The organism is Chelatococcus caeni (assembly GCF_014196925.1).
In the GTDB taxonomy this organism is placed as follows: Bacteria; Pseudomonadota; Alphaproteobacteria; order Rhizobiales; family Beijerinckiaceae; genus Chelatococcus_A; species Chelatococcus_A caeni.
Window position 1 is genome coordinate 471,796 of record NZ_JACIEN010000002.1, and the last position, 21,406, is coordinate 493,201.

General features: G+C 68.7%; 18 protein-coding genes and 1 pseudogene. 7 read left to right on the forward strand and 12 right to left on the reverse strand.

The features are described from left to right. The first annotated feature begins 4 nt into the window (after nucleotides 1-4). From GGR16_RS10920 to GGR16_RS10930, 3 genes are read left to right on the forward strand one after another with little or no spacing between them, the layout of a single operon-like run. Nucleotides 5-1,012 carry a Gfo/Idh/MocA family protein gene (locus GGR16_RS10920; RefSeq protein ID WP_019403727.1) on the forward strand — a complete coding sequence of 336 codons (1,008 nt, stop codon included), beginning with the start codon at nucleotides 5-7 and terminating at the stop codon, nucleotides 1,010-1,012. Further along, the gene (locus tag GGR16_RS10925) at nucleotides 1,009-2,082 is read left to right on the forward strand and encodes a Gfo/Idh/MocA family protein (RefSeq protein WP_019403726.1); all 1,074 of its coding nucleotides are present in this window, start codon (nucleotides 1,009-1,011) and stop codon (nucleotides 2,080-2,082) included. The genes GGR16_RS10920 and GGR16_RS10925 overlap by 4 nt, the downstream gene beginning before the upstream one ends. 17 nt (nucleotides 2,083-2,099) lie before the next feature. Then, nucleotides 2,100-3,176 carry an ABC transporter ATP-binding protein gene (locus GGR16_RS10930; RefSeq protein ID WP_019403725.1) on the forward strand — a complete coding sequence of 359 codons (1,077 nt, stop codon included), beginning with the start codon at nucleotides 2,100-2,102 and terminating at the stop codon, nucleotides 3,174-3,176. Nucleotides 3,177-3,224: 48 nt separating this feature from the next. Here the strand turns inward: GGR16_RS10930 and GGR16_RS10935 are convergent, their stop codons facing one another. The 6 genes from GGR16_RS10935 to GGR16_RS10960 all read right to left on the reverse strand — a co-directional run bounded on the left by GGR16_RS10935 (nucleotide 3,225) and on the right by GGR16_RS10960 (nucleotide 10,981). Beyond that, nucleotides 3,225-4,859, reverse strand: a complete 1,635-nt coding sequence (locus GGR16_RS10935) for an ABC transporter ATP-binding protein (RefSeq protein ID WP_019403724.1) — start codon at nucleotides 4,857-4,859, stop codon at nucleotides 3,225-3,227. Then, a complete protein-coding gene (locus GGR16_RS10940) occupies nucleotides 4,859-5,998 on the reverse strand; it encodes an ABC transporter permease (RefSeq protein WP_183316610.1) in 1,140 nt (379 codons plus the stop codon). The genes GGR16_RS10935 and GGR16_RS10940 overlap by 1 nt, the downstream gene beginning before the upstream one ends. Beyond that, complete coding sequence (locus GGR16_RS10945) at nucleotides 5,991-6,911, reverse strand: ABC transporter permease (protein ID WP_183316611.1); 921 nt, start codon at nucleotides 6,909-6,911, stop codon at nucleotides 5,991-5,993. The genes GGR16_RS10940 and GGR16_RS10945 overlap by 8 nt, the downstream gene beginning before the upstream one ends. 48 nt (nucleotides 6,912-6,959) lie before the next feature. Next, entirely contained in the window at nucleotides 6,960-8,546 is a 1,587-nt protein-coding gene (locus GGR16_RS10950; RefSeq protein ID WP_343059661.1) for a peptide ABC transporter substrate-binding protein, read from the reverse strand. Between the two features lie 175 nt (nucleotides 8,547-8,721). Next, nucleotides 8,722-9,963: an MFS transporter gene (locus GGR16_RS10955; RefSeq protein ID WP_183316613.1), complete on the reverse strand. Its 1,242-nt coding sequence runs from the start codon at nucleotides 9,961-9,963 to the stop codon at nucleotides 8,722-8,724. A 109-nt stretch (nucleotides 9,964-10,072) separates the two neighbouring features. Then, the gene (locus GGR16_RS10960; RefSeq protein ID WP_183316863.1) at nucleotides 10,073-10,981 is read right to left on the reverse strand and encodes a LysR family transcriptional regulator; all 909 of its coding nucleotides are present in this window, start codon (nucleotides 10,979-10,981) and stop codon (nucleotides 10,073-10,075) included. Nucleotides 10,982-11,104: 123 nt separating this feature from the next. Between GGR16_RS10960 and GGR16_RS10965 the strand changes: the two are divergent. Next, a pseudogene (locus GGR16_RS10965) lies at nucleotides 11,105-11,584 on the forward strand (TSUP family transporter); the annotation flags it as partial. A gap of 21 nt (nucleotides 11,585-11,605) precedes the next feature. On the opposite strand, the gene GGR16_RS10970 reads toward GGR16_RS10965, so the two are convergent. The 3 genes from GGR16_RS10970 to GGR16_RS10980 all read right to left on the reverse strand — a co-directional run bounded on the left by GGR16_RS10970 (nucleotide 11,606) and on the right by GGR16_RS10980 (nucleotide 14,218). Then, nucleotides 11,606-12,256, reverse strand: a complete 651-nt coding sequence (locus GGR16_RS10970; RefSeq protein WP_183316614.1) for a dihydrofolate reductase family protein — start codon at nucleotides 12,254-12,256, stop codon at nucleotides 11,606-11,608. A gap of 67 nt (nucleotides 12,257-12,323) precedes the next feature. After that, complete coding sequence (locus GGR16_RS10975; RefSeq protein ID WP_183316615.1) at nucleotides 12,324-12,995, reverse strand: dihydrofolate reductase family protein; 672 nt, start codon at nucleotides 12,993-12,995, stop codon at nucleotides 12,324-12,326. Between the two features lie 71 nt (nucleotides 12,996-13,066). Continuing rightward, nucleotides 13,067-14,218 carry a DJ-1/PfpI family protein gene (locus GGR16_RS10980; protein ID WP_183316616.1) on the reverse strand — a complete coding sequence of 384 codons (1,152 nt, stop codon included), beginning with the start codon at nucleotides 14,216-14,218 and terminating at the stop codon, nucleotides 13,067-13,069. 100 nt (nucleotides 14,219-14,318) lie between these two features. Here GGR16_RS10980 and GGR16_RS10985 point away from each other — a divergent pair, with 100 nt between their 5' ends. Beyond that, on the forward strand, nucleotides 14,319-15,290 hold the full coding sequence (locus GGR16_RS10985; protein WP_183316617.1) for a GlxA family transcriptional regulator: 972 nt from the start codon (nucleotides 14,319-14,321) through the stop codon (nucleotides 15,288-15,290). Between the two features lie 12 nt (nucleotides 15,291-15,302). Here GGR16_RS10985 and GGR16_RS10990 read toward each other — a convergent pair whose 3' ends face one another. Then, a complete protein-coding gene (locus GGR16_RS10990) occupies nucleotides 15,303-16,547 on the reverse strand; it encodes a flavin-dependent oxidoreductase (protein WP_183316618.1) in 1,245 nt (414 codons plus the stop codon). A 167-nt stretch (nucleotides 16,548-16,714) separates the two neighbouring features. Between GGR16_RS10990 and GGR16_RS10995 the strand changes: the two genes are divergently transcribed. Both GGR16_RS10995 and GGR16_RS11000 read left to right on the forward strand, forming a co-directional pair. Continuing rightward, nucleotides 16,715-18,298, forward strand: a complete 1,584-nt coding sequence (locus GGR16_RS10995) for a serine hydrolase (RefSeq protein WP_246372986.1) — start codon at nucleotides 16,715-16,717, stop codon at nucleotides 18,296-18,298. Between the two features lie 142 nt (nucleotides 18,299-18,440). Next, nucleotides 18,441-19,376, forward strand: a complete 936-nt coding sequence (locus GGR16_RS11000) for a hypothetical protein (RefSeq protein ID WP_183316619.1) — start codon at nucleotides 18,441-18,443, stop codon at nucleotides 19,374-19,376. A 27-nt stretch (nucleotides 19,377-19,403) separates the two neighbouring features. On the opposite strand, the gene GGR16_RS11005 is transcribed toward GGR16_RS11000, so the two are convergent. Together GGR16_RS11005 and GGR16_RS11010 are read right to left on the reverse strand one after the other, a co-directional pair. After that, complete coding sequence (locus GGR16_RS11005; RefSeq protein ID WP_026015402.1) at nucleotides 19,404-20,378, reverse strand: type II secretion system F family protein; 975 nt, start codon at nucleotides 20,376-20,378, stop codon at nucleotides 19,404-19,406. 16 nt (nucleotides 20,379-20,394) lie between these two features. Further along, nucleotides 20,395-21,399 (reverse strand): type II secretion system F family protein, encoded by a 1,005-nt coding sequence (locus GGR16_RS11010; RefSeq protein WP_183316865.1) that lies wholly within the window; start codon nucleotides 21,397-21,399, stop codon nucleotides 20,395-20,397. Between the last annotated feature and the right edge of the window lie 7 nt (nucleotides 21,400-21,406).

Below are 21,406 nucleotides of genomic sequence, written 5' to 3' on the forward strand. Positions count from 1 at the left end.
TCCCATGAAACCCGTTCGCTTCGCCGCCGTCGGCCTCAACCACGATCACATCTACGGGCAGGTGAACTGCCTCCTGAGGGCAGGAGCCGAGCTTGCCGGCTACTTCGCCGGGGAGGACGACCTCGCGGCGGCCTTCGGCGCGCGCTATCCCGGCGCGCCGCGGCTCGACGACCGGCGCCGGGCGCTGGAGGATCCAGCCATCGACCTCATCGTCACAGCGGCCATTCCCGACGAGCGGGCGGGGCTCGCCATCGCCGCCATGCGCGCCGGCAAGGACGTGATGCTCGACAAGCCGGGCATGGTGACGCTGAAGGAACTCGCCGAGGTCAAGGCGGTGCAGGCCGAGACCGGGCGCATCCTCTCCATCCTCTATTCCGAGCATTTCGAGAACCGCGCCACGGTGAAGGCGGGCGAGCTCGTCGCGGCCGGGGCCATCGGCAAGGTCGTCTCGGTCACCGGCTTCGGCCCGCACCGGCTGCGCGAGGCGACGCGCCCGGCCTGGTTCTTCGAGCGGCGACGCTACGGCGGCATCCTCGTCGACATCGCCTCGCACCAGTGCGAGCAGTTCCTGTTCTTCACGGGGGCCGAGACGGCTGAGGTGCTGTCGGCGAGCGTCGCCAACCGCGCCCATCCGCACCGGCCGGGCCTGCAGGACCAGGGCGACATCCATCTCGCCACGAAGGACGCCAGCGGCTTCATCCGCGTCGACTGGTTCACGCCCGACGGCCTGTCGACCTGGGGCGACGGGCGCCTCTTCCTCACCGGTACGGACGGCATGATCGAGCTGCGCAAATATATCGACGTCGCCGGGCGGCCGGGCACCGACCACCTCTTCCTCACCGACCGGAAGGGCGTGACATACATCGACTGCTCGGACACGCCGCTGCCCTATGGCGATCAGCTCGTGTCCGACATCCGCAACCGCACCGAGACGGCGATGCCGCAGGCACGCTGCTTCGCCGCCATGGAGATCGCCCTCAAGGCCCAGGCCCTCGCGGAGGCGCAATCATGACCAAGCGTTTCAACGTCGCCGTCGTCGGCTGCAACATCGGCCGCTCGCACATCGTCGAGGGCTATGAGCCGCACGGCGACAAGTACCGCGTCCTCGCCGTCTGCGATCTCGACGAGACGCGCCTTTCGTCCGTCGCCGAGGAATTCGACGTGCCGCGGCGCTGCCGCGACTTCGACCAGCTCCTCGCCATGGACGATGTCGACATCATCGACATCTCGACGCCGCCGGCGACGCACCGGCCGATGGTCCTGAAGGCGCTCGCCGCCGGCAAGCACGTCGTCTGCGAAAAGCCGCTCGTCGGCTCGCTCGCCGAGGTCGACGAGATCATCGCGGCGGAGGCGAAGGCCAAAGGCCGGCTGATGCCGATCTTCCAGTACCGCTACGGCGACGGCGCCATGCAGACCCGCCGCATCATCGACAGCGGCCTTGCCGGCAAGCCCTATGTCGGCACCTGCGAGACCCTGTGGAAGCGGGGGCCCGACTATTACGACAATCCCTGGCGGGGCCGCTGGGCGACCGAACTCGGCGGCGTCCTGATGACTCACGCCATCCACATCCACGACCTCATGACCTTCCTCATGGGGCCGGTGGAGCGGCTGTTCGCCCGCACGGCGACGCGGGTCAACGCCATCGAGGTGGAGGACTGCGTCTCCTCGAGCTGGCTGATGGCCTCGGGCGCCCTCGTCTCCGCGACCGCCACCCTCGGCTCGCACGAGGAGATCAGCCGGCTGCGGCTGTCCTTCGAGAACGTCACCTTCGAGAGCACGCACGCACCCTATTCGCCCGGCGACGGCCCCTGGCGCATCATCCCGGCGAACGAGGTGGTGGGCCGGCAGATCGATGAGCTCTTGGCCGGCTTCCCGGCCGTCGGCCGGCGCTTCAACGGCCAGATGGAGGCCTTCCACCGGGCGCTCCTCGCCGGCGATCCGCCGCCGGTGACGAGCCTTGATGCGCGCCGGGCGCTCGAACTGGTGACGGCCTTCTACCATTCCGACGCGACGGGCGAGGACGTCGCCCTGCCGCTCGATGCGGCGCATCCCAAATACCTGAGCTGGCGGCCCGCCGCCTGAACGGGAGGACGAGAACCATGGCGAGCAGCATCAATCTCGCGAAGATCGAGAAGAGGTTCGGTTCCGTCGAGGTCATCCACGGCATCGACCTTGCCATCGAGCCGGGCGAGTTCACGGTCTTCGTCGGCCCGTCCGGCTGCGGCAAGTCCACGCTTCTGCGCATGATCGCCGGGCTCGAGGACATCTCGGCGGGGGAGTTGAGCATCGACGGGGAGCGCGTCAACGAGGTGCCGGCCTCCAAGCGCGGCATCGCCATGGTGTTCCAGTCCTACGCGCTCTACCCGCACATGAACGTCTACAAGAACCTCGCCTTCGGCCTGCAGACGGCGGGCTATCCGAAGGCGGAGATCGAGGCGCGGGTGAAGAAGGCGGCCGACATCCTGCAGATCGGCCATCTGTTGCAGCGCCGGCCCAAGGCGCTCTCCGGCGGCCAGCGCCAGCGCGTCGCCATCGGCCGCGCCATCGTGCGCGAGCCCAAGATCTTCCTCTTCGACGAGCCGCTGTCGAACCTCGACGCCGAGCTCAGGGTGCAGATGCGCGTCGAGATCGCCAAGCTGCACCAGACGCTCGGCAGCACCATGATCTACGTGACGCACGACCAGGTGGAGGCCATGACCATGGCCGACAAGATCGTGGTGCTGCGCGACGGACGCATCATGCAGGTGGGCCGGCCGCTCGACCTCTACAACAACCCGGCCAACCAGTTCGTGGCCGGTTTCATCGGCTCGCCGAAGATGAACTTTCTGAAGGCCCGCCTCGCCGACGGCGATCCCTCGCACCGCACCATCGAGGTAGCCGGGCGCGCGCTCACCCTGGAGCGGCCGCTCGCGGCGCGGACGGGCGAGCCGCTCGTCTTCGGCCTCAGGCCCGAGCACGTGGAAGCGCGCGACAACGGCGCGAGCCTCGGTGAAGCCTCGGTGCAGCTCGTCGAGCATCTCGGCGGCTCGACGGTGGTCTACACCAGCACCGCCGACGGCCAGAACGCGACGCTGCTGCTCGACGGCCAGCGCCACATCCGCGCCGGCGAGAGGCTGCCGCTTGGCTTCGACGTCGAGCGGGCCCATGTCTTCGGCGAGGACGGCCGCCGGGTCTGAGGCGCGGCGCCGCCTTCGGACGGACGGGGAAGACTTCCTCCGCTGGCCTCAGAGCCCTGGTCCGGCGGCGGCCTCCATGTGCACGCCGCGCCCGTCGAGGAAGGCGGCGGCGATCAATTCACGCGTGTAGGCCTCGCGCGGCTTGTCGAAGATCGCCTCGACCGAGCCGCGTTCGACCACCTTGCCCGATTTCATCACCATGATCTCGTCGGAGAGCGCCCGCACCACGGCGAGGTCGTGGCTGATGAAGATATAGGCGAGGCCGTGCTTCTCCTGCAGGTGGCGCAGCAACTCCACGATGCTCTTCTGCACCGAACGGTCCAAGGCTGATGTGGGCTCGTCGAGCACGACGAGCGCCGGCTTGAGGATCATGGCGCGCGCGATGGCGATGCGCTGGCGCTGCCCGCCCGAGAATTCGTGCGGGAAACGATGGCGGGTGGCCGGGTCGAGCCACACCTCCTCGAAGGCGGATGCGGCGCGGCGGTCACGCTCGGCGCGGGTCAGGCCCGGCTCGTGCACGAGGAGGCCCTCGGTGACGATCTCGCCCGCGGTCAGCCGCGGCGACAGGGAGCCGAAGGGATCCTGGAAGACGAGCTGCATGTGCCGGCGCAGCGGCCGCATGGCGGCCCGGTCGAGCGGCATCAGCGCGCGGTCCTCGTAGCGCACGAGGCCGGCCGCCGGCATCAGGCGCAGCAGGGCGCGGCCGAGCGTCGACTTGCCGGAGCCCGATTCACCCACGACGCCGACGGTCTCGCCGCGGCGCACGGTGAGATCGACGCCGTCGACCGCGCGCAGGTCGTGCCGCCTGCGGCCGAACAGGCCCTCGTGTTGGGTAAAGACGACGCGCACGTCCTCGGCCGTGAGCACGGTCGGGCTGTCCGGCGGCGGCGGGGACTTGCGGCCGGTCGGCTCCGCCTCGATCAGCATGCGCGTGTAGTCGTGCCGCGGCCGCTCGAAAAGCGTGCCGGTCGCGCCGCTCTCCACCACCTCGCCGCTCTTCATGACATAGGTGCGGTCGGCGAAGCGGCGGACGATGCCGAGGTCATGGGTGATGAAGACGATGGCCATGCCGAGCCGCGCCTTGAGCTCGGACAGGAGCTCGAGGATGCGCGCCTGCACGGTGACGTCGAGCGCCGTCGTCGGCTCGTCGGCGATGAGGATGTCGGGATCGTTGGCAAGCGCCATGGCGATCATCACGCGCTGGCGCTGGCCGCCGGACAGTTCGTGCGGATAGGCGGCAAGCCGCCGCTCCGGATCGGGGATGTGCACGAGGTCGAGCAGCTCGACGGCGCGCCGACGGGCCGCCGTGCGGGAGAGCCCGGCGTGGCGCATCAGCGGCTCCGCGATCTGCTCGCCGATGCGGTAGAGCGGGTCGAGCGAGGTCATCGGCTCCTGGAAGATCATGGTGATCTTGCGCCCGCGGTAGCGGTTGAGCGCGCGCGCCGGCAAGCCGAGGATCTCCTCGCCGCGGTAGCGGACGGAGCCGTCGGCGCGGCCGTTGCGGGCAAGAAGGCCCATGACCGCCATCATGGTCTGGCTCTTGCCGGAGCCGGATTCGCCGACGATGGCCACCGTCTCGCCGGCGTCGACGTCGAGGTCGATGCCCTTCACGGCCTCGACCGCACCGCTCTCGGTCTCGAAGCGGACGCTGAGCCCGCGGACGCTGAGCACGGTATCGGCCATCAGCGGTCCCTTGGGTCGAGCGCGTCGCGCAGGCCATCGCCGATGAAGTTGAGGGCGAAGAGCGTGGCGACGAAGAAGATGGACGGGAAGATGATGAGATAGGGCGCGCTCTGGATGTTGGCCGCGCCTTCCGAGATGAGCACGCCCCAGCTCGTCAGCGGCGCCTGCACGCCGAGGCCGAGGAAGGAAAGGAAGCTCTCGAGCAGGATGATCTTGGGCACCATCAGCGTCACGAAGACGACGACGGGCCCGAGCAGGTTCGGCACGACGTGGCGCCTCAGGATGCCGCCCGTGCCGACGCCGAGCGCCTCCGCCGCCTGCACGAATTCGCGGCGCTTCAGCGCCAGCGTCTGGCCGCGCACGATGCGTGCCATGTCGAGCCATTCGACGGCGCCGATGGCGACGAAGATGAGCACGAAGTCGCGGCCGAAATAGACAACGAGCAGGATGACGAAGAAGACGAAGGGCAGGGAATAGAGCACGTCGACGAAGCGCATCATGAGATTGTCGATGCGCCCGCCGGCAAAACCCGCGATGGCGCCGTAGGCGACGCCGATGACGAGGCTGACGAAGGTGGCGAGCAGGCCGACGAGCAGGGAGATGCGGCCGCCGACCATAATGCGCGTCATCAGGTCCCGACCGCTGCGGTCGGTCCCCATCAGGAAGAGCTGGCGGTTGACGCGACCCGCGACAACGAGCGTGCGTCCGTCATCCAGCGTCTCGACCACGCGCGGATCGGCGAATTCATCGAGCCTTTCGATGTAGCGCGTGTTGCGCGGGTCGATCGGCCGGTCCGAGCGGAGCGTGACGCGGAAGCTGTCGCCGTCGACCGAGAAGTTGGCCATGGCGAGGCGCGCCCGCTCCAGCGCCTCGCCCATGGCGCCGGCGAGCGCCGATTCCTTCGGATAAAGCTCGAGGCTCGGCGGCATCGCGACATAGGAGCGGTAGACGCGGTCGTAGGGGTGCGGCGACAGCCAGGGGCCGGCGACGCAGAAGAGGGTGATGAGGGCAAGGACGATGCTGCCTGCGACGGCGGCGCGGTTGCGCAGGAGGCGCCGCATGGCGAGCGCGAAGAGGCTGCGGCCGGCGGGGGCGGGCTTCGCCGCGGCGGCGTCGGTGGCGAGCGTACCGTCAGTCATAGCGCACCCGCGGGTCGAGCGCCGCATAGGCGAGGTCGACAAGGAGGTTGAAGACGACGACGAAGCCGGCCAGCGTCACGACCGTGCCCATGACGAGCGTGTAGTCCCGGTTGAGCGCGCCCTCGACGAAATAGGCGCCGATGCCGGGAATGGCGAAGATCTTCTCGATGACCACCGAGCCGGTGACGAGGGCGGCGGCGGCCGGCCCGAGATAGGAGATCACCGGCAAGAGCGCCCCCTTGAGGGCATGGCGGATGATGACATAGCCGGGCAGGCCGCTCGCCCTGAGCGTACGGATATGATCGGCGCGCAGGGCCTCGATCATGGACGAGCGGGTGAGCCGCGCGATCACCGCCATCTGCGGCAGGGCGAGCGCAACCGTCGGCATCAGCCGGTGGGCGAGGCCGCCGTCGCCCCAGCCGCCGATGGGCAGCAGCCCGAGCATGAGGCCGAAGACGAGCTGCAGGACGGGGGCGACGACGAAGTTGGGCACCGTGACGCCAACCGTCGCGACGGTCATGACGGAATAGTCCGCGGCGCTGTTCTGGCGCAGGGCGGCGAAGACGCCGGCCGCGACACCGCCGAAGATCGCGAGCGCAAGGGCGCTGAGGCCGAGCGTGATGGAATAGGGCAGGGCGCGGCGCAGCATCTCGCCGACCGTGAAGTCGATCGCGACATAGCTCGGGCCGAAGTCGCCGCGCACCAGCTTGCCGAGATAGTCGAGGTACTGGACGTGGAGCGGCTGGTCGAGGCTGTAGGCCCGCCGCAGGTTGTCGAGCACCTGCGGGGCGAGCGGCTGCTCGAGGTCGAAGGGCCCGCCCGGGGCGAAGCGCACCAGGAAGAAGGCGACGGTGACGATGACGAAGAGGGTGGGGATGGCGCTGAGGAGGCGGCGCAGGGTGTAGGAGAGCATGACCTCTTCCGCAGCGAGGGGCGGCCCCGGCGGGGCCGCCCGTGGTCATCAACGATCGATGCTGATGTAGCGGCTGCGATGCACGTTGCGCACGTTGTCGGCCCAGCCCTTCACCTTGTCGGACACGAGGTGGAGCGACGTGCGGTTGAGGATGGGGATGAGCCCCATCTCGGCGAGCAGGATGGCCTCGGCCTCAACCATGATCTTCGCCCGCTCCGCGGGATCGAGCGTCGCGTCGGAGGTCTTCACGAGCTCGTCGAACTTCGCATTGCTGAACTGCGAATAGTTGCCGACGGCATTGCCGGTGACACCGAGGTAGAGGAAGTTCTGCGCATCGGCATAGTCGCCGACCCAGCCGGCGCGTGCGACGTCGAAGTCGCCCCTGTTCTGCAGATGGGCGTAGTGCGTCTTGATGTCGGTGTTGAGCAGCGTGACCTCGGCGCCGAACACCTGCTTCCACATGTCGGCGATGGCGGTCGCCACCTTCTTGTGCGCGTCGTTGGTGTTGTAGCGGATCTCGATCTTGAGCGGCTTGCCGCCCGGGCCGTAGCCGGCCTCCTCGATCAGCTTCTTGGCCTCGTCCTCGCGGTCGAGCTGCGACAGCGCGGCGAATTCGGCCTCGGCCGGCGTGTAGCCGTTGATGCCGGGCGGCACGAGGCTGTAGGCGGGCACGGCGGCCCCGCTCCAGATCTTGTCGGCGAGGAAGTCGCGGTCGATGGCCATGGCGAGGGCGCGGCGCACGCGCGGGTCGCTGAACGGCTCCTTCTTGTTGTTGATGGCGTAATATTCGATGGCGAGATAGGGCGAGGTCTTCACCTGGCCGCCCAGCTTTTCCTTGAGGAAGGGCAGCTGGTCGATGGGGAACTGGTAGTTGGTGTCGAGCTCGCCGGCCATGAAGCGGCGCACCGCGGCGGCGTTGTCCTCGGTCGGATAGAACATGACCACGTCGACTTTGACGTTGGCCGCATCCCAGTAGTGCGGGTTCTTGACCACCTTGATGTGGTCGCCCGGCACGTTCTCGGCGAGGCTGTAGGCGCCGTTGGAGACGAAGTTGCCCGGCCGCACGAAGTCCTTGCCGAATTGCTCGACGCTCGCCTGATGCATCGGCAGCGCCGTCTGGTGCGTGAGCAATTCAAGGAAATAGGGCGTCGGCCGCTCGAGCGCGATCTCCAGCGTCAGGTCGTCGACGGCCTTCACGCCGAGTTCCTCGGGCTTCATCTCGCCTTTGTTGATCTTTTCGGCGTTCCTGATGGGGTAGTGCAGCGAGGCGTATTTCGCCGCCGTCTGCGGATCCATGATGCGGCGGAAGGAGAAGACGAAGTCGGAGGCCTTCACCGGATCGCCGTTTGACCACTTGCCGTTGTCGCGAAGTTTGAAGGTGTAGACCGTCCCGTCCTGCGACATGGTCCAGCTCTCGGCGGCGCCGGGAGCGACCTTGCCGGCCTCGTCATAGGCGACGAGACCCTCGAGCAGGTCCCACAGGACGTTGGCCTCGACGTCGATCGAGGTCTGATGCGCGTCGAGCGTCTTCGGGTCGCCGGCGTTGCCGCGGTGATAGACGGTTTCGGCCTGCGCCAGGGTCGTGATCGCAAACAGCGCAGCGACGGCGCAGAGGAACGTTCGAATACGGCTCACATCTGCCTCCCGCTTCTGGATCGCGCCGGCATTTGATTTAAAGTTGAGCGAATCCAAGTCTTTCCGGCGCGTCGACTTTGCCGGGCGAAGGAAAGCACTCGCCCTTCACGCCGTCAATCGCACCCCTGACGCGAAGTGCACGGGGCGGTGCCGAAATAGCGGGCGGCCGGGCCGCTCAGGCAGGCACAGCGCGTGGGGAGCCGTCGGGATCGGTCGCCTCGGGCTCCTGCGAGATGGGGGCTGTCGTGGGATCGATGATGTCGAACGGGCGCTCGGCGCGCACGGCCGGCGGCGGCCGCGAGGCGATGCGCATCCGGGCCACGGCAGCGAGGAGGAGCGCGATCGAGGCCATGAAGTACAGAAGGCCGTCGATATCGAGCCGTGCCATCACGCCGGAGCCGATCATCGGGCCGAGGGCCGAGCCGAAGCCGCTGACGAGCACCAGCCGGCCGCTGACCGCCACCACGCGGTCGGCGGGCATGCGGTCGAGCGCGTGGGCGACGCTGACGGGATAGAGGGTCGACATGAAGCCGCCAAGCAGCGCCGCGACCGGCAGGACCGTGGCCGGGCTGGGGGGCAGCACCGCGAGCAGCAGCGCCGAAGCCGCAAAGCCGACCGCAAGGCCGGCGAGGACCAGGCGGCGGTCGTTGCGGTCGGACAGGCGCCCCACGGGCACCTGCAGCGCAAGCCCGCCGAGCACGGCCACCAGCATGAAGATGGCGATGGTGTCCTGCGTGATGCCGTCGCGCAGCATCCAGGCCGGCACCAAGGCATAGAAGGCGCTGGTGATCATGCCGCCGATGACGCAGCCCATCACGGCGACCGGCGCCTGGCGGGTGAGATCGCCGTAGGGCAGCGTCGCCTCCGGCATGATCCCGGGCGCCTCGGCCCGCGTCAGGGTGACCATGACGAGCGCGAGGGCGAAGAGCACGATGATGACGTAGAACGGGGCGGCCGACTGGATCGTCAATTGCCCGATCAGCAGCTGCCCGACGGCGAGGGCCGTGAAGGTGCCGACCATGTAGACCGAGAAGACGCGGCCGCGCTGGCTCGCCTCCGCCTTGGCGTTGAGCCAGCTCTCGGTGGTGATGAAGAGGCCGACGCAGCCGAGGCCGATGGCGGCCCGGCAGGCGATCCAGACGGCGGGCGAGACGGAGAGCGGCATGGCGGCCGTCGCGGCCACGACCATGCCGGCGAAGGCCGCATAGGCACGGATGTGGCCGATGCGCCGGATCAGCCGTCCCGACCCGACGGCGCCGGCGGTGAAGCCGATGAAATAGGCGCTGAGGACGACACCGGTGCCGGTCGGGCCGAAATCCTCCATGGTCAGGCGCAGCGAGAGGAAGGTGTTGAAGAAGCCGTTGGCCAGCTGAACAAGGCTCGTCGCAGCGATGAGAGTTCCGATCTGCACGAGCATCGGCCGGCCTCCTTGGTCTGGTCGTGGTGGAAGACCCCTACGGGCGAAAAGTGGAGTGAATGCGTCCCTGAAACAGCTGCTCCGCGATCGGGTTCCGAAACCGCCGCATTCAGTTGCCCGGAGAGGCCGGAGCGCAACCGTCGGATGCGAGGAACGCGAAGAGCGCGCGCGCCGGAGGCGTGAGCTCCTCTTCATGCTGGACGCAGACCGCCAGGCGGCGCGTGGTCCAGGCATCGGTGAGCCGAAGCCGCATGAGCTTCATGGACCGTCCGCAGCGGCGCGCCGCCATCTCGGGCACGACGCCGAGACCGACGCCCGCGGCCACCATGTGGCAGATGCCGTCGAAGCTGGGCATGCGCACCCGCATCTTGAGCCGGGCGCCCATCCGCGCGGCCTGCGCATCGATGTGCTCCTGCAATGCGCCGCCGGCCAGACCGACGACCTGCTCGTGCAGGATCTCGGCAAAGGCGATGCGTTTGCTCGCCGTCAGCGGATGACCATGTGGGGCAACCGCGACGAGGCGGTCGACGGCAAAGGGCCGCAGCACGAGGCCGGAGGTGTCGACGGCGTCCGAGAGAATGCCGATCTCCGCCAGCCCGGACGTGACGGCTCTCGCGACCTCGGCGCTCTGCCGCTCCTTCAGCGCCACGTCGATGCGCGGATTGGCCGCCATCCAGGGGCCGAGCCGTTGCGGCAGGAATTCGCTGAGGGCGGCAGTGTTCGCAGCCACCTGCACGGTCGCGCGCAGGCCGCTCGCGTGCTCGCCGAGCTCGCCGCGCATCTGCGCCATCTGGCGCAGGATGATCCTGGCATGATGCGCCAGCGCCTCACCGGCCGCCGTCGCCGTGACGCCGCGGCGGCCCCGTTCGAGAAGCGCGACCTTGCCGGCCGCTTCCATGTCGCGCAGCCGCTCGCTGGCTGCGGCGAGCGACAGGCCGGCCTCGGCCGCGCCATGGGTGATGCTGCCGGCATCGAGCACGGCGAGGAACAGGCGAAGGTCCGTCAGGTCGAAGCGCATGGGTGTGAGCATAGGCGGTGCCGTGCCTTCGGGCTAGCCGAAGGCAGGCTGCGGCGGATCCGCATTGCGGCGGGTGAACGATCCGCTATCCGGATGCCATGATGGATCCTTCGTTCGTGCTCGTCGCCGCTGCTGGCGGGCGGCGATACCAGCGCGACGACGGCCCTGCTCGGGGCCGCGCTCGTCGCCTATGCCGGCTATACGCTTCTTGCGCAACAGCTGCACGTGCCGTGGAGGCTGGAGGCGTGGCTGGCACCGATGGTCGGCGTGACGACCGGCCTCGTCACCGGCGGCACGGGCGTCTTCGTCATTCCGGCCGTGCCCTATCTTCAGGCACTCGGCCTCACGAAGGATGATCTCGTCCAGGCGCTCGGCCTGTCCTTCACCATGTCCACCGTGGCGCTTGCGGCCGGGCTCGCCTCGCGGGGCGTCTTCCAGGTCGACGACGTCGCGTTGTCGGCGCTCGCGGTTGTTCCAGCGCTCGCCGGGATGTGGGCCGGACAGGCGATCCGCCGCCGCATCGATCCAGCGACCTTCCGGCGCGGCTTCCTGATGTGCCTTCTCCTCCTCGGCGCGGAGATGCTCGCAAGGCCGTTTCTTTGAGATGAAAGGGCCCGCGGCATTTCACGCATCCTTCCGCGTGAAGGTCATGTGCGTCACGCCGCCGGGCGAGGAGGTGGCTTCGATCTGGTAGTCGCTCTCGAGGCCCTCGAGCCCCTCCCACAGGCGTACGCCCCGGCCGAGCAGGATCGGGACCACGGCGACATGCGCGTGGTCGATGAGCCGGGCGGCCAGGAAGTCCCGAACGACGATCGACCCTCCGCCGATGCGCACGTCCTTGCCCCCTGCCGCCTCGCGGGCGACCTTCAGCGCTTCGGCCGGCGGGGCGTCGATGAAATGGAAGATCGTGCCGCCTTCCATCGCGATCGACGGGCGCGGGTGATGGGTGAGGACGAAGACCGGCGTGTGAAACGGCGGGTTCGACCCCCACCAGCCCGTCCACTCCGGGTTCCCTTGCCAGCCGGGAGGGCCGAACTTCCCGGCGCCCATGATCTCGGCGCCGATGCCGGGATAGAACTGCCGCGCGAAGGCGTCGTCGACGCCGCCGGTGCCGCCGGGCGGCAGACCGAACATCTCGCGGCCCCACCGGGTGGCGAACATCCATTCGTGCAGCCGCTCGCCGGCGTGGCCGAACGGCTCGTCACGGCTCAGGCCTTCGCCGGTGCCGAAACCATCGAGCGAGACGGAGAAGTTCTGAACGCGGGCGAGCGACATGGCTGGTGCTCCTCTTCGTCGGGTGCCCGGCGCCTCGGCGAGGCCGTTTCGCCGCCACCGCCCGGGCTCACGATGCGCGGGCTTCGTCCGCCAGCTTCCTGCGCCGCGCCAGTTCCGCGTCGGATGGCGCGTCGGCGACGAACGATCCCGGTTTCACCTCCCCCGCCGGCCGGTAGGTGTTGATCACCACGCCGGTCGATGAGGTCGTCGTGTCGGCGAGCGCGAGCGCCCGTGCCGGGAGGCGGTCCTCGAACAGGCGCTTTCCGCGCCCCAGGATAAGCGGAAAGATCCAGACGCGGTATTCGTCGATCAGCCCGGCGGTTGTCAGCGTCTGCAACAGATCGCTGCTGCCCCAGGTCTGGATGTCCGGGCCGTCGCCCGATTTCAGCCGCGTGATCTCGGCTGCCACGTCGCCGCCGATGCGGATGGAACCGGCCCAGTCGAGATGGTCGAGGCTGCGCGTGGCGACGTATTTGGTCGCCGCGTTGAAACGGTTGGCGATCGGGTTGTCACCGGCGTGCGGCCAGTAGGCGGCGAAGATCTCGTATGTCCGGCGCCCCAGAAGAAGGTCGAAGGGCTCGGCCATGCTGTCGATGATGCGCTTGTTCATCATGTCGTCCCAATAGGGCACGAGCCATCCGCCAAGAGCGAAGCCGCCCGTGGGATCCTCTTCCGGGCCCCCCGGAGCCTGCATGACGCCGTCGAGTGACACATAGGCGGTTGCGATGATCCTTCTCATGTCGGTTGCTCCTGCTGGTGTTCACTGCCGGACCCGCGAGGCGGAGGCCGTGGGGGAGCCGCTTGTTCGGCCTAACGGCCTGCCGTCACGCGGGGGTATTCGAGCTGCATGGCGACCACGTCGGCGGTGGCGCCTCCGTAGCGCGCGGCGATCGAGTCGAGCGTCCGGTCGAGCGCATTGGCCGGCCGCTCGGCCGGCAAGGGCAGGATGCGCCGGGTTTCCGGCCAGTCATGGGCAAGGCTGTCGGGGATGAGCCGAAGGCCGCTGCGGGTCTCGATCGCATCCGCCGAAGCGGCGAAACTCGTGACGCGCGACCTGTAGGTGCGCGACCAGGCATCGGCCACCAGCGCCAGCGACACCTCGTCCACGCCCGGCTCGAGGCGGAGGCCGAACTCGTCCCGGTTCCAGAAGGCCATCCTGTTCGCGAGCACGGTCACCGCGAAGGGGCGCGTGAGCCTGAACGCGCCGCTCGCGTGCCCGGCGTCCCATTCTCCCATGCCGAGGTCGCGGGCCACCGCTTCTGCCTTGGTCCGGCCGGCGATCGCTTCGATCAGCGTCAGCATCATCGGCATGGAGGCGGAGATGCCCGTGGTGGTCGTGACGGCCTCGTCGCTCACCATGCGCCGGTCGGCGACATGGGTGGTCGTCGGGCTCCGGCCCAGCATCTCGCGCAGGTAATACCAGTGGGTCGTCGCGCGCCTGCCGTCGAGCAGGCCCGAGGCAGCGACCACCTTGGCGCCGGCGCAGATGCCGATGATCCGCGCCTTCTTCGCTGCCTGGGACGTCAGCCAGGTGAGCACGGCCGGGTCGTCGTCGCGGCTCATGGCGGGCACGATGACATAGTCCGCCCCTTCGGGATGCGCGGCGTCGAACTGCGCGAGCGTCGCATCGGGGATGACCCGGAGGGCCGGATAGAGCGTCACCGGCCCCGGGCCGGACGCCAGCATCACGACATCGGCGACATCGGCCCGCCTCAGGATGCCGGCCGGCACCAGATAGTCGGTCGTCTCCGTGGCCTCGTTGAGGGCGATGACGGCTATGAGCGGACGCTCGCGTTTTACGGGTTTCAGTGCAGCGAGCATGGCATCCGCCTCCTCCCGTGGCACCGGCGGCGCCTCGACAGCCGCCGTTGCGGCCGGCAGGCTGAGGATCCAGCCGCCGAAACCCCCGAGGCAGAGGACGAGGACCACCAGAACGCCTGACAAGAGGTGCACTTTCGACATGCGGAGCTTCTCCGGCATCCAGCGCCTCTCAGCGCCTCCAGAGCAACATTAGATGTCGCGAGCCCTGGCAGGAATGACAAACAGCTGATAATTTCTGCCAATGCATCACGTCGCCTTCGTGGTCTATCCCGGTTTCGAGCTGCTCGACCCCTCGGGGCCGGCTTCCGTCTTCACCGGCGCCAATCGTGCTCTCGGCCAGAGCGGGAAGCCCGCGTTCTACCGGGTCACGCTGCTGTCGGCCGAAGGCGGGGCCGTGGAGAGCAGCAGCGGGGTCGCGGTCGAGACGCGGTCCATTACCGATGTGCGCCCCGGGGACGTCCAGACCGTGCTGGTCGTCGGCGCGGAACGGGAGCACCTCCTGCCGGCGGTGGCGGACCCGGCGTTGCGGGCCGCGCTGCCGCCGCTTGTACGGCAGGCCGAGCGCTTCGGCTCCGTCTGCACCGGCGGCTTCGTGCTGGCGGCGCTCGGTCTCTTCGACGGCCATCGCGTCGCGACCCACTGGGACGCCTGCCGGCCATTTGCCGACGCCTTTGCGAAGGTCGCGGTGGATTCGGACGCGCTCTATGTCGTCGACGGGCGGCTCTGGACCTCGGCGGGGGTGACGACCGGCATCGACATGGCGCTGGCGATGATCGCGCACGACCTTGACGCAACGATCGCCGGCGAGGTCGCGAAGCGGCTCATCCTCTATGCCCGCCGCCCCGGCTACCAGTCCCAGTTCAGCCCGGTCCTCAAGGCGCAGGTCAAGGGCGACAGCCCGTTCGCGGACCTGATCGGATGGATGCAGGCCAACCTCGATGCACCGCTCGACGTGCCGTCGCTCGCCGCCCGCGCCGGAATGACCGAGCGCACCTTCCACCGTCGGTTCGTGGCCGCGACGGGCGAGACGCCCGCCCGCTTCGTGGAGGCCGCGCGGCTCGATGCGGCGCGCATGCTGCTGTCGCGGGGGCTCTCGCTGAAAGCGGTCGCGGCGCAGGTCGGCCTCTTTCCGCCCGCGCGGCTGGCGGAAGCCTTCGAGCGCCGCTTCGGCGTCGCGCCGCGGCTCTTCCGCGACATGCATGCCGTGCTGTAAGGCCCGCAGGTGTCAGGCCGGCTTTGCGCCGGCGCGGCTGGCGAAGCCGGCCAGGCGGGCGTAGCCGCGCACGACGGCTTCCCGCTCGTCGTGGGACGCGATCGCCTCGATATCGTCGAAACCGTCCGGCGCCCTTGCCTCGACCATGTCGATGACGCCTTCGGGGCCGCCCTGGCGGTTGGCGAGCACGATGGCCGATGTCGCGGGCCGGCGTTCCGCGTCATAGGCCGCGAGCGCCGCTTCGACCGACCCGGCCGAGGCGAGGTGGCCGGCGAGGCTGCGCGCATCGAGGATCGCCTGGCTCGCCCCGTTGGAGCCGACCGGGTACATCGGGTGGGCGGCGTCGCCCAGCAGCGTCACGCGTCCGAAAGACCAGCGGTCGAGCGGATCGCGGTCGCAATTGGGGTATTCGTAGAACGTCCCGGTCGCCCGGATGATCTCTGCGGGATCGACGAAATCCAGCCGGAAGCGGTCGCGCACGAAGGGCACCACCTCCTTCAGCCGGCCTTGTCGGGTCCAATCCTCCCGGCGCGGAGGCGCGGCGCCCGAGGCTCCCGTTCGCGCCATCACCGCCCAGTTGGTGAGGCGCGTCTGCGGCTCTGCCGCATCGGCCTCGATCGGATAGAACACGAATTTCGCGAAATTGCCGCCGGCGATCGCCATCGTGCGGCCGTCGCGCCAGGTCGGCCAGCGGGTGCAGCCGCGCCACAGCATCACGCCGTTCCAGATCGGCGGACCTTCATCGGGGAACAACCGGGCGCGCACCGTGGAGTGTATGCCGTCCGCGCCGACGAGCAGGTCGCCGGAGGCGCGGGTGCGTCCGCCGGGGCCCGACAGCGCGACGGCCACGCCGTCCGCCGTCTGGCGAAATCCGTCAACCTGGCAGCCGGTGCGGATGGCGTCGCGGCCCAGCCGGTCGATCACCGCCGCGTGGATCAGCTTCAGGAGCCTGCCGCGATGGATGCTGTATTGCGGATGGTCGTGCCCCGCCTCGATGCCGCGCAGGTCCCGCCACACCACGTGGCCGAGCCGGTTGGCATAGATGAGCTCGCGCGTGCGGATGCCTTGGGCGTCCAGCTCCGGCTGAAGCCCGAGGCCCGCCAGTTCCCTTGCGGCATGCGGCAGGACGTTGATGCCGACGCCGAGCTCGCGGATCTCGCCGGCGCGCTCGAAGATCTCGACCTCGATCCCGATCGCATGCAGGAACAGGGCCGTGGTCAGCCCGCCGATGCCGCCACCGGCGATCAGCGCCTTCATGGGGCCACCTCTCGTCCTGATGTTCGGACGGCAGCCTAGGGGCGCGGTGCGCTAGCGGAAATGACATAAACGGCGGGATGTCTGCCAAAGCCGGTGTGCCGGCAAGCAGGACGTGCCTCATTCATGTCATGTATAGTTCGCGCAAACGCCGCACCGCGAGGGGCATCATGACCCATCCAGTGGAGCACCCCGTCACGCGCATCCGCTTCCTCGCTCTGCGCCTTCTCTTCATGGTGCCGTTGATCAGCGCGCCACTCACTGGCCGCGCACAGTCCTTCGAGCACGCGACCAGGGACAGGGTGATGGCCGCCCTGCCCAGGCTGGAGGAGATGGCCCGGCAGATCGTGGACAAGGACGAGGTTCCAGGCCTGTCGATCGCGATCGTCTACCGGGACGAGGTCGTCTTCCTGAAAGGGTTCGGCGTCAGGGCAGAGGGCGGCGGCGCGCCGGTCGACGCCGATACCGTCTTTCAGCTCGCCTCGCTGTCGAAACCGCTTGCTTCGACCGTGGTTGCGGCGATCGTAGGCGAGGCCGGAACGAGCTGGGATGCGCGCATCGCGGACATCGACCCGGGCTTCCAGCTCCATGAGGCCTATCCCACCGCGCAGGTGACCGTCCGCGATCTCTTCTGCCACCGCAGCGGCCTTCCGGGCGGCGCCGGCAACGAGCTGGAGGAGCTCGGCTACGGGCGCGATGCGATCCTCCACCGGCTTCGCCAGGTCAAGCCGTCGAGCAGCTTCCGCTCGGGCTATTCCTACAGCAACTTCGGGCTCACTGCGGGGGCCGTCGCCGCGGCCGCGGCCATTGGCATGAGCTGGGAGGAGGCAGCCGAGGGCAAGCTCTACAAGCCGCTCGGCATGGTCTCGACCAGTTCGCGCCATGCCGATTTCCTCGCGCGCGCCAATCGCGCCACGCTCCACGCGCGGCACGACGGCCGATGGCAGGCGCTTGCCAGGCGCGATCCCGATGCGCAATCGCCGGCCGGCGGGGTCAGCTCCAATGCGCGCGATGTCGCGCAGTGGATGCGGCTTCATCTCGGCAAGGGCAAGTACAACGGCCAGCAGCTGATCGATGCGGATGCGATCGGCCAGACGCACCTGCCGCACATGTCGCTCGGCAGGCATCCCATCACCGGCAGCCCGGTCTTCTACGGTCTCGGTTGGAACCTGGAGTATGGCCGTTACGGCGAGGTCTGGGGACATGCCGGCGCGTTCAGCGACGGCGCCCGCACGCTCGTCAGCCTGCTTCCCGACGAAGAGCTCGGCATCGCGGTCCTAGCCAACGCCTTCCCCACCGGCGTGCCGGAAGGCCTTGCCGATACGTTCTTCGATCTGGTGATGCGGGGCGAAGCCACCCGCGACTGGAGTGCGGACTGGGGCAGGCTCTACGATCAGCTCTTCGGGCCGGCGATCGAGGCGGCAGTCAAGCGCTACGGCACGCCGCCCGCGTCGCCGAGGCCGGCCCTCCCGCTCTCGTCCTACGCCGGTACCTATGCCAATCCTTACGTCGGACGGGCCGTGGTCGCCGAGAAGGACGGGGGGCTCGAAATCCGGCTCGGTCCAGACGGCAACCGGGTCGTCCCGCTCAGCCATTTCGACCGCGACCTGTTTACCTATCGCCCCTATGCGGAGATGCCGGCCATGCTCCTCGCCATCACCTTCGCGATCGGGCCCGATGGGAAGGCCTATGAGGTCGAGATCGAGCACCTCAACGATCTGGGGCTCGGCGTGCTGAAGCGCGCCGGTGATTGAGCAGGCAAGGCCGTCGGCTGAGAGGGGGACGAGGCCCAAAGCCGGCGGTCCGGTTTTATGAGACGGGTTCGATGCTTCAACGAGCGAGCCGGCAGTTCCGGTGATCCGGGGCAGCCGGCGAAGCATTCGAAAGGTACCGGCGATGGAGTTCGATTGGACATTCGGTGGCAGCCATGCACTCATCGCCATGCTCGGGCTGCTCGGCGCCTTGCTGCTGATCGTGTCGCTGTTCATCAATAACCAGGTTGTTCACTATACGGCGCGCGACGAGCGGCACAAGGAGAAGCAGCTTGAGTATTACAGGAACACATTTTCACAGCTCGGCGTGATCCTCCTGGGGATCGGCATATCGCTGTTCATCTTCTTCTTTCAGCAGAACTATCTGGAGCGTCAGCGACAGGACGCGCAGGCGCAGGAGCTCCTGGCGAAACTGGCGGTGAGATTGAGCCGCGCGGCGCCGCTGCTCGAGTTCGTGGCCGAGATCGATCCGGTGCTGGACGACGGCGGCGCCTATGTCGATCCCGAGGATGGCGGCTCGAACCGGGCGGTGACGGCAGCCGGCGCCGATCTTGCCGCCCAGGTCGCGGCCATAAGGCTCATCGAGCGGGAGGTCGACCTCGATGAATTCGCGGCCATGCAGTTCTCGAGCGACTTCCAGTCGTCACCCCTGGTCCATCGGCTCGATCCGAACCTGTGGTTCGGCCTGGTCAAGGACGAGGCGGATCTCCAATATGCGGTCAAGCAGCTGCGGGAGGACTATGGCGACCTGCGGCGCGTCCTCGCAAATCGCCAGCCCGACGAGATCGTCACCGACCCCGAGCTGGCCGCCAACGTCAAGCGCGAGGTGCTGGACGTGCTGTGGGACTACGCCTGGCTGCGCGACCGCAGCCGGCGCCTCGTCGCGCGCGCCTGCCGCTTCCTGGGCCACGGCCGGCAGTTCCTCGCGCTGAAGCCGATCGAGGCGGTCGAGGCGCGCTACAATTCGCACCGCGAATGGCTGCAGCAGGCGCAGAAGGCCTACGAGCCGTTCTCCGCCGGTGGGGAGACCTGCTACGCCATGCTCAAGGCCGCGTCGTGAAAGGCCTTTCCCCGGCAGGCCGGTCCATCACTTCCAGCCGAAGACCTGGATGAGGGCCGGGGTGATGATGACGACGAAGAGCACCGGCAGGAAGAAGAGGATCATCGGCACGGTGAGTTTGGGCGGCAGGGCCGCCGCCTTCTTCTCGGCCTCGTTCATGCGCTGGTCGCGGCTCTCCTGTGCGAGGACCCGCAGCGCCTGGCCGAGCGAGGTGCCGTAGCGCTCGGCCTGGATGAGCGCGGTCGCGACGTTCTTGACGATGTCGAGGCCCGTGCGGGTGCCGAGGTTCTCGAAGGCGGCGCGCCGGTCCGGCAGGTAGGAGAGCTCCGCCGTGGCGAGCGTCAGCTCCTCGGCCAGCGGCACGGACTGGGGGCCGATCTCCTGAGCCACCTTGCGGAAGGCCTGCTCGATCGACATGCCGGATTCGACGCAGATGAGCAGAAGGTCGAGCGCATCCGGCCAGGCGCGGCGGATCGAGACCTGCCGCTTCTGGATGGCGTTGGAGACGAAGAGCTCCGGCAGCTTGATGCCGGCATAGGCGGCGAAGATGACGATGCCGAGCCTGATGGCGAGCGGCTGCTGCAGCTTGAGGAGCACGAAGACGTAGAAGGCCGTGAACAGGCACAGGCCGATGGGCAGCACCATGCGGAAGAAGAGGAAGGCGATCTCCGCCTGCTGGCCGCGGTAGCCGGCCATGGTCAGGCGCGCCCGGGCCGTGTCGGTGCCGAGCCAGTGGCCGAGGTTGAAGCGGTCGACCACCTGCTTCATGTAGGCCTTGGGCTGCTGGCGCAGGGAGGCGCGCTGCTGGCCCATCATGCGCTCGCGCTCGCGGGCGCGGATCTTGTCCCGCTCCAGCGCCACCGCCTTCATGCGCTTGTCGAGCGCGTTGCGCTCGGCGAGCGGCAGGGCGAGCGTCAGCACCGTGCCGGCGGCCGCGATGGCCGCGAGGAGCGCCAGCATGAACTGGCTGTCGAGCAACCGGTCGGTGAGGGCCTCGACGATCGCCACCCGCGCCTCCTCAGAAGTCGAAATTGATCATGTTGCGCATGACCATGATGCCGACCAGCATCCAGCCCCCCGAGACGGCGAGGGCGATCTTGCCCGTGTCCTTGAGCCACAGGAGCTCGATGTAGCTCGGGCTCGTGATGTAGACGAGGATGGCGACGACGAAGGGCAGGGAGGCGATGATGCCGGCCGAGGCCTTCGCCTCCATGCTCATCGCCTGGATCTTGCCCTTCATCTTCTTGCGCTCGCGCAGGACGCGCGAGAGGTTGCCGAGCGCCTCGGACAGGTTGCCGCCCGCCTTCTGCTGGATGGCGATGACGATGGCGAAGAAGTTCGCCTCGGGGATGGGCATGCGCTCGGGCAGGCGTGCGCAAGCGTCCGTCACGGACAGGCCGAGCGCCTGCGCCTCGACGATGGCGCGGAATTCGGAGCGCACCGGTTCGGCCGCCTCCGAGGCGATGATCTTCAGGCAGTCGCCGAGCGGCAGGCCGGCACGCACGCCGCGCACCACGACGTCGAGGGCGTTCGGCAACTCCTCGACGAAGCGCTTCATGCGCTTGTTGCGCAGGTGGGCGAGCAGCCAGCGCGGCAGGCCGAGGCCGCCGACGAAGAGGCCGGCGAGCGCCATGACGGGCCGGTGCGTCATGAGGAAGAGCAGGAGCGCGGTGGCAAGGCCGAGCCCGGCGCTGACGAGGAAGAAGCGCGGCTTCGTCCAGGCGAGGCCGGCCTGGGTGATGCGCATCTCGAGGGAGAGCTTGTTGCGCCGCTTCTCGCGGGCCTCGATCTCCTTGAGGCTCTGCGCCACCTGCTCGCGCTTGCTGGCGGTGGCGGCGTTGAGGCGCTCTGCAGCGCGCTGGGCGGAGGTGCCGACGAGCGCCTTCTGCCGCTCCTCCGCCCGCTTCTCGCCCGACAGCCAGGGATAGACGAGCACATAGGCGATGCCGCCGACCGCGACCGTCACCAGCGCCGCGACGGCGAGGTTCGCGGGGGCGAGGGAGCCGAAGAGGGTGAGGAGCATCTCGTCC